Origin of the sequence: Mycobacterium gordonae, from assembly GCF_002101675.1 — a bacterium.
Taxonomy (GTDB): Bacteria; Actinomycetota; Actinomycetes; order Mycobacteriales; family Mycobacteriaceae; genus Mycobacterium; species Mycobacterium gordonae.
The window spans coordinates 100,385-112,443 of record NZ_LQOY01000241.1 but is presented as its reverse complement, the minus strand read 5'-3'; the positions used below and the strand labels follow the sequence as shown (position 1 = coordinate 112,443).

At 66.0% G+C, this 12,059-nt stretch carries 10 protein-coding genes and 1 pseudogene; 5 read left to right on the top strand and 6 right to left on the bottom strand.

The window, feature by feature from the left end; genetic code table 11:
- Positions 1 to 1,434 (bottom strand): annotated as a pseudogene (locus AWC08_RS39800) (PE family protein); the annotation flags it as partial.
- A gap of 477 nt (positions 1,435 to 1,911) precedes the next feature.
- Here AWC08_RS39800 and AWC08_RS30890 point away from each other — a divergent pair.
- Positions 1,912 to 2,226 carry a hypothetical protein gene (locus AWC08_RS30890; RefSeq protein WP_069434594.1) on the top strand — a complete coding sequence of 105 codons (315 nt, stop codon included), beginning with the start codon at positions 1,912 to 1,914 and terminating at the stop codon, positions 2,224 to 2,226.
- Here AWC08_RS30890 and AWC08_RS30885 read toward each other — a convergent pair.
- The gene (locus AWC08_RS30885; RefSeq protein ID WP_069434598.1) at positions 2,223 to 3,608 is read right to left on the bottom strand and encodes a serine/threonine-protein kinase; all 1,386 of its coding nucleotides are present in this window, start codon (positions 3,606 to 3,608) and stop codon (positions 2,223 to 2,225) included. The two genes, AWC08_RS30890 and AWC08_RS30885, sit on opposite strands and share 4 nt — an antisense overlap.
- Positions 3,609 to 3,710: 102 nt before the next feature.
- Here AWC08_RS30885 and AWC08_RS30880 point away from each other — a divergent pair, with 102 nt between their 5' ends.
- On the top strand, positions 3,711 to 3,911 hold the full coding sequence (locus AWC08_RS30880; RefSeq protein WP_065137183.1) for a hypothetical protein: 201 nt from the start codon (positions 3,711 to 3,713) through the stop codon (positions 3,909 to 3,911).
- Between the two features lie 228 nt (positions 3,912 to 4,139).
- On the top strand, positions 4,140 to 4,301 hold the full coding sequence (locus AWC08_RS37245) for a hypothetical protein (RefSeq protein ID WP_167545006.1): 162 nt from the start codon (positions 4,140 to 4,142) through the stop codon (positions 4,299 to 4,301).
- A 17-nt stretch (positions 4,302 to 4,318) separates the two neighbouring features.
- Here AWC08_RS37245 and AWC08_RS30875 read toward each other — a convergent pair whose 3' ends face one another.
- From AWC08_RS30875 to AWC08_RS30860, 4 genes are all read right to left on the bottom strand, one after another.
- A complete protein-coding gene (locus AWC08_RS30875; protein ID WP_083271288.1) occupies positions 4,319 to 6,517 on the bottom strand; it encodes a molybdopterin-dependent oxidoreductase in 2,199 nt (732 codons plus the stop codon).
- On the bottom strand, positions 6,514 to 7,098 hold the full coding sequence (locus AWC08_RS30870; protein WP_232008028.1) for an isoprenylcysteine carboxyl methyltransferase family protein: 585 nt from the start codon (positions 7,096 to 7,098) through the stop codon (positions 6,514 to 6,516). Before AWC08_RS30870 ends, AWC08_RS30875 begins: the two co-directional genes overlap by 4 nt.
- A gap of 4 nt (positions 7,099 to 7,102) precedes the next feature.
- The gene (locus AWC08_RS30865; protein ID WP_083271286.1) at positions 7,103 to 8,206 is read right to left on the bottom strand and encodes a type III polyketide synthase; all 1,104 of its coding nucleotides are present in this window, start codon (positions 8,204 to 8,206) and stop codon (positions 7,103 to 7,105) included.
- A 218-nt stretch (positions 8,207 to 8,424) separates the two neighbouring features.
- Entirely contained in the window at positions 8,425 to 9,261 is an 837-nt protein-coding gene (locus AWC08_RS30860; protein WP_069434593.1) for an SDR family oxidoreductase, read from the bottom strand.
- A 276-nt stretch (positions 9,262 to 9,537) separates the two neighbouring features.
- On the opposite strand from AWC08_RS30860, the gene AWC08_RS30855 reads away from it, so the two are divergent.
- Positions 9,538 to 10,635 carry a ferredoxin reductase gene (locus AWC08_RS30855; RefSeq protein ID WP_069434592.1) on the top strand — a complete coding sequence of 366 codons (1,098 nt, stop codon included), beginning with the start codon at positions 9,538 to 9,540 and terminating at the stop codon, positions 10,633 to 10,635.
- A gap of 16 nt (positions 10,636 to 10,651) precedes the next feature.
- Positions 10,652 to 12,055: a fatty acid desaturase family protein gene (locus AWC08_RS30850; protein ID WP_069434591.1), complete on the top strand. Its 1,404-nt coding sequence runs from the start codon at positions 10,652 to 10,654 to the stop codon at positions 12,053 to 12,055.
- Positions 12,056 to 12,059 lie beyond the last annotated feature (4 nt).

Sequence of the window (12,059 nt, the reverse complement as noted above, 5' to 3'; positions counted from 1 at the left end):
ACCGACCGCCACTACTGCCCGTGTTGGCCCCGCCGCTGCCGCCCTTGCCGCCGTCGGCGCCCGCCGCATCGACGCCATCTGCGGTGTTGGCGCCCCCGGTGCCACCGGAGCCACCCTGACCACCGACACCGCCCTGGCCACCCTGACCACCACCGACACCGTTGATGCCGGCACCACCGTCACCACCCCGGCCGCCGGCTCCGCCGGAGCCGCCCTGCTTACCTATTTCGGGGGCGTCCCCGGACCCGCCGGCCGACCCGATGCTCCCGTTGCCGCCGGTGCCGCCGGTGCCGCCGGTGCCACCCAGGCCGTTTGCCCCGCTTGACCCGCCATCGGTCCCGGAGCCGCCTGAACCGGCGGCACCACCGCTGCCGCCCTGCCCGCCGGCACCCCCGGTAATGCCGCCCGGTCCGGTGGCGTTACCACCATCACCGCCCATGCCACCTTGGCCGCCGCGCCCGCCATGGCCTCCGGCACCGCCGCCGGTCCCGTCAATGCCCGCGCCCCCGTCGCCTCCTTGCCCTCCCGCGCCTCCGGCGCCGCCCTGTTGGCCGTTGCCGGGCCCGAAAATGCCGCTCGTACCAGCCTTTCCGGTGCCGCCGCCGCCACCATCGCCACCGGCGCCGCCACGTCCGCCCGTACCGTTGGCGCCGGCTCCACCACCGTCGGTTCCGGCGCCGCCCGCGCCGGCCTGACCGCCGGATCCACCTCGGCCACCGTCCGCACCGGTGGCAGTGGCACCAATCCCGGTGTTGCGACCGCCGGCACCGCCGGCGCCGCCTTGACCACCGTCACCGCCGGCGCCGCCCTGGCCGCCACCTACGCCATTGATGCCCGCACCACCGCTGCCGCCCCGTCCGCCGACTCCCCCGTCGCCGCCCTGGCTTCCGTTGGTTGGCACACCACTGGATGCACCGGACTGACCTGCGCCGCCGACACCGCCGCGCCGCCGGCACCCCCGGACGCGCCGGCATTGGTGCTATTGCCACCGCTGCCACCATTGCCGTAGAGAATTCCGCCCGGCTGTCCCGGTTGTCCGATCGGCCCACTGGCCCCGTCAGCGCCGTTACCGATCAAGGCGCGGCCTACCAGCGCCTCGGTGGGCGCGTTGATCACCGCTAGCAAAGCCTGCCCGGCCGATTGCACGGCCGACGCGTTGGTCGCTTCAGCGAAGGCGAAGCTTCCCGCGCTCGCGCCCAGGGACAAGACAAGCCGATGGTGAAACGTCATGGCTTGTGCACTGATCACCTGGTATTGCTGGGCATACGCTCCGAACAACGCCGCGATCGCCTCCGACACCTCGTCGGCAGCCGCAGCGGTCACCCCCGCCGTCGGCACAGCCGCCGCCGCATTGCCTGCGCTCAACGCCTGTTCGATGACCGCAAGATCGCCAGCGGCCGCAGCCAGCAGGTCCGGAACAACGAAAAGTGACATCGACGGACTCCTCGCATCCGGTCATGCCCTTCGCAGAACGGGGCAGAAATTTAGAGACCAAGTCTCAACACACCGTGAGACTATCCCTGAAGCCGTTTCATGGGAAGCTTTCCGGAGAAAATTTTCGACGCGCCTGCCCGGAGCGTTCGCCCTCATGACACATCTCCGCCACGCGGACCGTCAGATGATCGGGCGGGAGTGCACGGGCTTCCCGCTACCGAGCCAGCGAAATGCGAATTACATTCTAGGATAAGCTTTCCCGTAGCAACAGACCTTACCCTGAGCGCACGATGACGGGTCGCTGACACCGCCGTTTTCGGAGCCGCGGTGACCCTCCCGGCCATGCCGTGGGTCTCTGAGTCACGTTCACCAACAACCGCGAGTGCCCTCCGCTGCAACACTGGCGGCCTGCGCGCCCGCGAGGTTCAGCATCCAGCGCGCGAATATGATGAATTTCTCACCGGAAGGAGATACGCCGTGGCGCAGCGGGCTTACTGGAAGAGGACCGGCTTCACCTTCGCCATCTTGGCGCTGGCAGTCACCATCGCGCCGGACCTACTCGTGGTAAGGACGCCATCAGGGACCGCGCTGGCCGATGTGTGCGTCAACGCCGGCCGGCGCATTTCCGTCAGCGGCTGCACCAACATCGCCGACGCCGTCGCCCCCTACGCCCCGCCGCCGACGGACTATGCGCCGTTGCCGGAGGACTATCCGCCTCCCCCGCCGCCGCCGCCAAATATCAACGTGTGCGCGAACGTCGGCCGGCGCGTCAGCGTCAGCGGGTGCGTCTAGGGCCTGCCGTTGCCCCGGCGGATTTCCTGTAGGCACTGCAGCCTGGTTTGCCCGGTCTGCTCCATGCACACCCGAACCGGTGTCTCCTGCTCGGTGGGCGGCGGGGTCTCATTCGGTTCCAGGCTGGCGCTGACGGTGGGGCTGGCCGCCGTGCCCTCGGTCAGCGACCAGATGCTGGTGTTGGTGCCCTGAATCATCGAGCAGTAAGCCGTCGCGCCGGTCTTCGTGGTGCCGAGACTGCCCAAAGGGAAACAGTCGGCACCGATCGCGACGACCGGGATCTCCGGCGCGGGAGTCACCGTCGGGGTGGCCCCTGCCGGGCTCGTGGAAACCGACGTAGGTGCCGGTGTTTGCGGAGCGGGTGTCGCGCGCTCCTCCTTATCGGCGCGCAAATACTCCTGCAACGCGAACACGACAGCGATGACCAGCAGGATCCCCAGCAGCGCCGGCACGATGACGGCCGGTCGCAGCAGGGAGCGCCTTGCCCCTGAAGCGGCCACCGCGGGCAAGGACAGGCTGGTTTCATCCGGGTCGCCCGTGCCGCCACCCAGGTTATGGCTCAGGGCCCGCGCGAAATCGATGCACCGCAGATAGCGATCCTTGGGGTCCTTGGCCAGCGCCTTGGCGAAGACCGGATCGAGGTTGGACAGCTCGGGGCTGCGCTGGCTGATGGCCGGGGGTGAGGCGCTGAGATGCTGGCTGATCACCACCGCGGGATTGGAGTGCTGGAACGGGGGCGCACCGGTGAGCAACTGGTATGCCGAGGCGGCAAGCGCGTACTGATCGGCTCGCCCGTCGAGGTCGCTGCCCATCAGCTGTTCGGGTGCCGCGTAGGCGACGGTGCCTACCGTCATGTTGGTCGCGGTCAATCCCGTCGACTCCCCGACCAGACCGGCGATGCCGAAGTCGGCCAACAGGATCCGCCGCTCCGGCGAATCGGGTTGCGCGATCAAAATGTTGGCGGGCTTGACGTCGCGGTGCAACAGCTTGTTCAGGTGGGCATAGTCGAGCGCCTCCGCAACCGCGGTGATGATCTCGACGACTTCCGGGCCGGGCATGCCGTTGGGGTACCGCTCCTCCAGCAACTCCCCCGCGTCGGTGCCGTCGACGTAGTCCATGTCGATCCACAGCTGGCCGTCGGTCTCGCCGCGGTCGTGCACCGCGACGATGTGCGGGTGCCACAGCGTGGCCGCGGTGTCGGCTTCGCGGTGGAACCGTTCCCGGTACTCCTGGTCGGCCGACACCTCCGCCTTGAGGACCTTGAGCGCGTCCTGGCGCGGCAGTCGAGGGTGCTTGGCCAGATAGACCTCACCCATGCCGCCGGATCCCAACCGCTTGATGACGGTGTATCCGGCAAACGTCGATCCTTCGTCGAGCGCCATGGCCGCATAGTAGCCCGCGGGACGATCGTGGAAACCGACCACGGGCCCGAGCACAGGCATCCTCGGCGTTTTCATCGGCGCACACCGGGTAGTTTGGCGTCCATGCCCCAGCGCGACAACACCTTCCCCGACGACGTGCCCATCGCCGACGCCGCTGAGCAGCTGCGGTCCGCGACCGATCCAACGGAAGCTGACGAGTACGAGGTCGAGCCGGGCGAGTTGCCGCTCGAGACGAGTCCTGCGGACTGGCAGGAGCAGCAGGAAACTGTGGTGATCGACGACGAGTTGGAGAGCTCCGACTAAGTTCCGGCGGCGGCCCCTCGCAGGTCCTGTCAGCTAATAGTGGTGCCGCAATCGCGGCGCGGCGGGTGTCGCCCAGGTGCGGCAAAGTGGTACGGACTGTAAATGGCCAGTCAATCTCTGGTAAATACCGCTCCGCCCGCGTCGCGAACCCGGCGGCATCCGGCATAGATTCGAAGGGGCCGGTCGATCAGAGGGGCGCCCGGGCCAGTCCCACCTTTAGGAGGCGTCATGCCCACAATCGAGACGCTCCGCCAGCAGTTGCGAAATTACGCCGTCGAATTGCGTCAAGTGGCCTACACCCTGCCCAACGGAGTCGGCGAGCACGATCTGCTCCGGTTGTCCGACCAGATGCGTGCCACAGCAGATCAGGCGATCAACACAGGGGTCTAGCCGGCCCGCTTCCGAAATCAGCTGACGGTGACCGGGATTCCGTTGAGAACGCCGTTGCCCGACGGCTCGTCGATCAGGGTCGGAGGCGAGAGCACATTGGTGTTTACGCCAGGCGAGCCGTTGGCCACCGACAAGCGCGTACCCGCCTTGTCGTGACCCCAGCCGTGCGGCATTGACACCACACCGGGACTTATCGCTTCGGTGATCTCGACCGGCACCTTGATTTCGCCGGACTCCGACTTCACCGTGACGATGTCCTCGTCGGAGACACGGTACCGGGCGGCGTCCGCAGGATGCATCAGCAGCGTGCAACGGTCGCGGCCCTTCATCAACGCGGGCACATTGTGCAGCCACGAGTTGTTCGAACGCAGATGCCGTCGATTGACTAGCACCAGGGGGGCGGCGGGACGTTCCAGCCGGGCGGCCAGTCGCGAAAGGTCGTCCAGCAGGTACTGCGGGGCAAGCCGAATCTTCTTGTCCGCGGTCCCGAGGATCCCGGGTAGCTGGGGCACCATCGGCCCGAAGTCGATTCCATTCGGGTGGGCCTTGAGCAGGTCAAGGGTGAGACCGCCCGGGTTGTCGCCGTACCGGTCGCCGAAGGGGCCCGTGCGCAGGGTCAGATCCAGCATTCGCTCCGGGCCGCCGTGCTGGTAGCGCTGCCGAATGGTGGCCCCGTCGAGCCCTCGGGTGAATGCGAGATAGTCGAAGAAGCCGTCGTCGATGGCGTCGACGTCGACATCCTCGGCGGGCGTGCCGGTGCACAGTCCGGTGAGTCGGATCAAGATCTCCCACTCGTGTGGCCGCTCGCCCGGGTCGAACACCGGCGCCGAATAGTTGGCGAAGCTGCGAATCGCGAACTGCAGCACCAGGTCGTCGTGGTGCGGCTGCTCGAGCGGTGACAGCCCGGGCAGGAGCACGTCGGCGTGGCGGGTGGTCTCGTTGAGCCAATTGTCAACGGAGATCATCGCTTCCAGCATCGGAAGAGCCTCGTCGAGCTTGTCGCCGCCGGGCGAGGAGAGCACCGGATTGCCGGCGACGGTGATCAGCGCCTTCAGCTGCCCCTCCCCCGGAGTCGCGATCTCCTCGACCATGCAGGACACCGGAACCTGGCCGAGAACTTCCTTCGCCCCGCGCACCCGGGTGTGCCAACGACCGAATTCCGGCGCGCCGTCCTCCAGGCCCGGCAACGGTTGCGTTGTGATGGACCAGGCCGCCGGCCGCGGGAACATCGCGCCGCCCGGTGTGTCGAAATGCCCGGTGAGGATGTTGACGACGTCGACCAGCCAACTGGCCAGGCTGCCGAATTCCTGGTTACACAGTCCGATTCGGCCGTACACCACGGACTTGGCGGTACCGGCCAGTTCGCGGGCCAGCTCTCGGATGCGCTCTTCGCCGATGCCGGTGACGGCACTCACTCGGCCCGGCGGCCACTGCGCCGCCACCCGGCGCATCGTGTCCACGCCTTCGACGTGCGGCCCGGGCGCCACCAGATCCTCGGCGAACAGGACATGCGCGACGGCAAGCAACAGTGCCGCGTCGGTGCCGGGCACGATCGGTAGCCACTCATCGGCGTGATCGGCGGTGCGGGTCCGCACCGGATCGATCACGATCACCTTGCCGCGCTTGCGAATCGCGTCGATCAGGCCCATCACGTTCGGCGCCGCAAGCAGTGAACCCTGCGACGCGGCAGGGTTAGCGCCCATGATCACCAGCAGGTCCGTGCGTTCGATATCGGGCACCGGGAAGTTCCACCAGCCGCCGTACATCAGATGCGACGAAGGGTTTTTCGGCCACTGGTCGACCGTTCCAGGCGAATAGGTGACCGGGATGCCGGACATGCCCAGCAGCACGCCCGCGTAACGGGCCAGCGAGAACGAGTGCGCCAGTGGGTTGCCGGTGTACGCCGTGACGGCGCCGATCCCATACTTGCGGATCACCGGCGCCAGCAATTCGGTGCAGCGCCGAAATGCGGCGTCCCAGCTGACCTCGTGCCACCGCCCGTCCACTTTGATCAGCGGTTGCCGAATCCGGTCCGGGTCGTCGTGCAACGCGGCCAGCGCGGCGCCCTTGGGGCAGATGTGTCCGCGGCTCCACACATCGTCCCGATTGCCGCGAATGCCGGCGACTTTGCCGCCTTGGACGCGGATATCCAAGCCGCACATGGCTTCACACAATGGGCAGGTATGCAGGTACTTGCCGTCGACAGGGCTGGTCACCTCCCCCACTCTATTCCGCTACCGTCAGTATCGGAAGTGCCTGTCGCGGCGGGGTCGCGGGAGCCGGACCCGGTGACGGCGGCATCCAGGGCTACGTTTTCCGCTCGGATCCGCACCTTGAGCACCAACGCGTTGGCGATACTGAAGGCGATTGCGGTCAGCCAGGCGGAATGAACCAGCGGCAGCGCCGCCACCTCGGCGGTGACCGCCGCGTAGTTGGGGTGACGAAGCCAGCGATAAGGCCCGCCGCTGATCAATGGAGCGCCGGGTATCACGATCAGACGCGGGTTCCAGCGCTTGCCGAGCACCGTGACGCAGCGCCACCGCACCGCTGTGCTGCCGAACACGACGGCGGCCATCGCCCAGCCCAGCCAGGGGATGAACGGGCGGTGGGCGACCCAGGCTTCCCCGATGCAGCTGAGCAGCAACAGCGCGTGCATGCCGGCCATCACCGGGTAGTGGCCCCGGCCGTATTCTCGGCCTCCCTGTGCGAACGACCATGCCGCATTGCGGTTGCCGACGAAGAGTTCCACACCGCGTTCCAGGCCGACGGCGACAATGAACAGCAGGTAGTACGCCACCGTCTCACCAGCCCAACAGCAGCAGTTCGAAGCTGAACCCGGGGCCCATCGCCAGCATGACGCCGAAAGATCCTTCGGGCGGTGGCGCGGCCAGCGTGCGGCCCAGCACATCGAGAACGGAAACCGACGACATGTTGCCGTTCTCTCGCATCGAATTTCGGCTGTGGCGCAATGCTTGCGGTGCAAGCCCGACCGCATTCTGAATAGAGTCGAGTACCTTGGGGCCGCCGGGATGGCAGATCCACGCGGAGATGTCGGCAGCCGAGAGGGCGTGATCGGCGAGGAAGGCGTCCACTTCCCCCCGCAGGTACTCGTCTGCCATCTTCGGCACATCGCGCGACATCACCAGCGCAAAGCCGCTCGAGCCGATGTCCCAGCCCATGACGTCGACGGAGTCCGGAATTACCCGGCTGCGTGTCGCCAAGATGCGTGCATCTGCATATGCGTTGGGGCGGTGCGAGGTTCGGCTTGCTCCGCAGGCGACGATGGCGGCGGCGCCGTCTCCGAACAAGCTAACCCCGATCAGCGCCGGAATCGACGTGTCGTCGCGCTGCAGAGTCAGCGAACACAACTCCACCGACAACAACACGGCGACGTCGCCGGGAAAGCCACGCAGGTAGTCGTGAACGCGCGCCATTCCGGCCGCACCTGCTACACATCCGAGACCGAACAGCGGAACACGCTTGACGTCTGGCCGCAGCCCGATGCGCGACAGCAACCGCGCATCGATGGTGGGCACCGCCACGCCGGTACTCGACACTGTCATGACAGTATCTACTTCGTCTGGTCGAATGCCCGCCGCGGCGAGCGCAGAATGTATGGCCCCCTCGGCCAGATTCGTGGCGATTTCAATGTAGGCGTTGTTGGCTTCGGTAAAGCCGGTCAGCTTCGGGTATCGCGAAAGTGGTAGTGCGAGACTGCGTTCGTCGACGCCGGAGGTCCGGGCGAAGCGCGAGAATTCCGGTGCGCTGACCCCGGCGAGCTCAGATGTTATCTGGTCCTGAGTGTGCCGGTGCGGAGGCAGGGCCAGCGCCGTCCCGACGATACGCGGCGCGCCCCGACTGGCTCGCGCTTGCTTAGCTGATGTGACGTAGCTTGTTTCGGTCATGTCCAGGCAGACGTGTGGCAACAGCCATTCAGTTCAGCCAGACGCGGTGACTTCTAACACAATTCGGCATTACGGCGCGTCTTCAGTACATTGACAGGCTATTGGGAGGGCATCTACAGCGGAGGCAAGGGTAAGCTCGTTGGACGGAAATCCGTTGTGCTGCTTCGTGTTTATTGCGTCAACCTTGACAGTTTCGAGATCTGTTGCAGTGCAGTAAATTACGGACTCTTAGCCGCACCGCGCACCCGTGCGTCATAGCCGGAGCGGGCATCCGTGTCCAGAGTCCGCAACACGCGCGCCCGGGTGAGACTGCCGCGCACGGCGGCTACCAGTCGGTCCGGCACCGTGGCGGCGGCGGCCTCGTATGCCCGCATCCATCGCGGCACCGCAACGGCGGCGCGCCGATGAGCGCAGGCTTGAACCACCGCCTCGGCGATGTCTTCGGGATCGACAGTGGGTAATACGCCACCCAGCTTGACTCCGGCCGTCAACTCGGTGCGCACGGCGCAGGGCAGCACGACCGAGACGGTGACCCCGGTCCCGGCGAGCTCGTCGCGCAGGGCCTCGCTGAACCCGACTACCGCATGTTTGCTCGCGCAGTAGGTCGCCAAGCCGGCTGCGGGGACCTTGCCCAGATAGGAACTGATGTTCGCAATATGGCCGTGGCCGCGCGCGAGCATGCCCGGTAAGGCGAGCTTGGTGCCGATGAGCACACCCCGGGTGTTGATGTCCAGGATCGCGTCGGTGATCGCGTCATCCTCGTCCGCGAAGCGGCCCGCGGGCATGATGCCCGCGTTATTCACGAGCACCGTCAGCGGCGCCCCGGCCCCATCGACCGCAGCAAGAAACGCCTCGAAGGATTCTCGGCGGCGTACGTCCAGACCGTAGCCCTGTCCGCCGACCCGGGCGGCGGCCTCGGCCGCCAGATCAGCGTCGAGATCACCGATGAAGACGCGGCTCCCCCTGGCGGCGAACGCTTTTGCGGTGGCCAGCCCGATGCCTCGCGCACCGCCGGTGATCGCCACGGCAGCACCGGCCAGGTCAATCGGCGGCATGGGTCCTTCTTAGCCGTCGATTGTGCATCTCGCGACGCGACACGCTGGTCGAGCTTCGCCCGTTCACCACTCGGCCGCTAAGGTCTGCGAGGTTTAAACCGGTGTAGAGAGGTAATCCTGCTCACAGGCGCGACCTGTGGGGCTGACGCGTGCCTTCACTCTTCGGTGAACGTATGTTCATTACTTAACTGACTCAACGAGTGTCCAATACCGTTGACAGCAATGGGATATTTTTCAGAATGCTAGTTTCAGCGTACATCTGTATACTGGATGTCTATGGCAGAACGCGGCGCTCAACCACAGGTCCCCCGCGGGCGTAGATTGTTCCTGCGAGCGGTGCGACAGTTGTTCAAGCCGCTGCAGCCAGACGACTACATCGAGATGATTAACCCGCTCTGGACGACCAAAGAGCTTCGCGGCAAGGTCGAGCGGGTCGAGCCGCAGGGCTCGGAAGCGGCCAGTGTGCTGATCCGTCCCGGCTACGAATGGCCCGGCCACAAGCCGGGCCAGTACGTGCGGCTGGGCCTGGTGATCGACGGTGTGTACCACTGGCGCGCCTACTCGCTGACTTCGGATCCGGAGCCCGTCGACGGCCTGATCAGCGTCACCCCCAAGAAGGTCGACAGCGGCGTGGTCTCGCCCTACCTCGTCGAGAGAATTCAGCCCGGGGAGCTGGTCCGGCTCGGCGAGATCGAAGGCGTGTTCACCCTGCCCGAGCCGCTGCCCGCCAAAATGCTCTTCATCAGCGCCGGCAGCGGCATCACCCCGATCATGAGCATGCTGCGCAGCCTCGACCGTCGCGACGAGATGAGCGACGTGCTGGTGATCCACTCGGCCCGCACCCGCGAGCAAATCATGTTTCTCGAGGTCCTCGAGGACCTCGACAACCGCCATGACGGAATGCGGCTGGACCTGCGCCTCACGTCGGATCGCGGGCGGCTCAAGCCCAGCGACCTCGACGAGGTCTGTCCGGACTGGCGCGAGCGCGAGGCGTTCTGCTCGGGGCCTGAGGAGATGCTCGACGCGCTGATCGAGCACTGGGAGAACAACGGTGATCCGGAACGCCTGCACTACGAGCGGTTCCAGCCGAAGATCGGTGGCGACGCCGCGGCCGGTGAGGGCGGCGAGGTGACCTTCCTCAAGAGCGACAAGACCGCCGAATGTGACGGCGGCACATCCATTCTGGAGGCCGGGGAGAATGCTGGGCTGGAGCTCAACTTCGGCTGCCGAATCGGCATCTGCCACACCTGCGTAGGCACGCTCAAATCGGGCAAGCTGCGTGATCTGCGCTCGGGCGACATCACCGAACCCACGGGACAGGACGTCCGCATCTGCATCAACAGTGCCGAAGGCGACGTCGAACTCGAACTGTGACGGAAAGGAACTCGCAGTGACCTCTACTTTGCAACGGCCCGAAAGCCCGTTCGCCCACCTGAGCGAACAAGAACGGGAGAAGATCGGGAAAGAACTCGACGCGATCCACGACGAGGTTTTCGCCGACCTCGGCGAACGTGACCGCAACTACATCAAGACAGTCATCTCCACGCAACGCCAGATCGTGGTGGTCGGGCGGGTCTTACTGCTCGCGTCCAGGTCGAGGACCGCGTGGATTCTCGGAACCGCACTGCTGGGCATGGCCAAGATTCTGGAGAACATGGAAATCGGCCACAACGTCATGCACGGCCAATGGGATTGGATGAACGATCCCGATATTCATTCCTCGGTGTGGGACTGGGACACTGCCTCCACCGCTGAGTCGTGGAAGCACTCGCACAACTACATCCATCACACCTATACCAATATCCGCGGCAAGGACAAGGATCTCGGCTACGAGATCATGCGGATCGATCCGAACCAGAAGTGGCACCCCAGGTATCTGGGCCAGTTCTTCTACAACGCGCTGCTGACCGTTCTGTTCGAGTGGGGCGTGGCCGTGCACGACATGGACATCGACGCCATCCGCGCCCGCGAGAAGCCTTGGTCAGAAGTCCGGAAGGACCTGAAAGGCATTGGCGTCAAGGCCCGCTCGCAAGTCAACAAGGACTACCTGGGCTGGCCGTTGATCAGTGCGGGAGCCTTCGCGCTGGCCCAGCTGGCCCTGCGCGGACGACTCGACCAGCCGGCCGAATCTCGCCTCGGGCGACGACTTCGCAAGATCTCCAACAGGGGCCGGATCGGTTCGATGGCAACGTTTTTCGACAAGGTGCTGCCCGGCGTCGAAAGCACCTACCTGCGCACCCTCGCCGCCGACGCCCTGGCCAATGTCATCCGCAATGTGTGGGCGCACGCCATCATCTTCTGCGGTCACTTCCCGGACCAGACCTACACGTTCAGCCAGGAAGAGGTCGAGGACGAAACCCGCGGGGAGTGGTACCTGCGGCAGCTGGTCGGCGCGGCCAACATCGAGGGCAGCCCGCTGTTCCACGTGATCAGCGGCAATCTCGGTTATCAGGTGGAGCATCACCTGTATCCCGACATGCCGAGCAGCCGGTATTCGGAGATCGCACCGAAGATCAAGGACATCTGCGAACGCTACGAGCTGCCCTACAACTCCGGGCGCTTCGGCAAGCAATGGTTCATGGTGCACCGTACCATCTTTCGGTTGGCCTTCCCGGGGGGTAAGCCGCGGCCGAAGCCCGGTCCGTACCGCGGTGAGAAGCGGTCCGCGGAAAATCCCGGTCCCGGCGAGGCTGCGAAGTACCGCGAGCGGGTCCCGGCCGAACACCCCGACGCCGGACCCGAGCACACGTCAGGCGGCGTCGAGGTCCAGCCTCCGCCACGCGGGAAGGACTGAATCG

Bases quoted from the DNA above. Each gene is read 5' to 3' on its own strand.
- AWC08_RS30885 (WP_069434598.1), bottom strand. From the start codon at position 3,608: ATGGCGCTCGACGAAGGATCGACGTTTGCCGGATACACCGTCATCAAG.
- AWC08_RS30880 (WP_065137183.1), top strand. From the start codon at position 3,711: ATGCCCCAGCGCGACAACACCTTCCCCGACGACGTGCCCATCGCCGAC.
- AWC08_RS37245 (WP_167545006.1), top strand. From the start codon at position 4,140: ATGCCCACAATCGAGACGCTCCGCCAGCAGTTGCGAAATTACGCCGTC.
- AWC08_RS30865 (WP_083271286.1), bottom strand. From the start codon at position 8,206: ATGACCGAAACAAGCTACGTCACATCAGCTAAGCAAGCGCGAGCCAGT.
- AWC08_RS30860 (WP_069434593.1), bottom strand. From the start codon at position 9,261: ATGCCGCCGATTGACCTGGCCGGTGCTGCCGTGGCGATCACCGGCGGT.
- AWC08_RS30855 (WP_069434592.1), top strand. From the start codon at position 9,538: ATGGCAGAACGCGGCGCTCAACCACAGGTCCCCCGCGGGCGTAGATTG.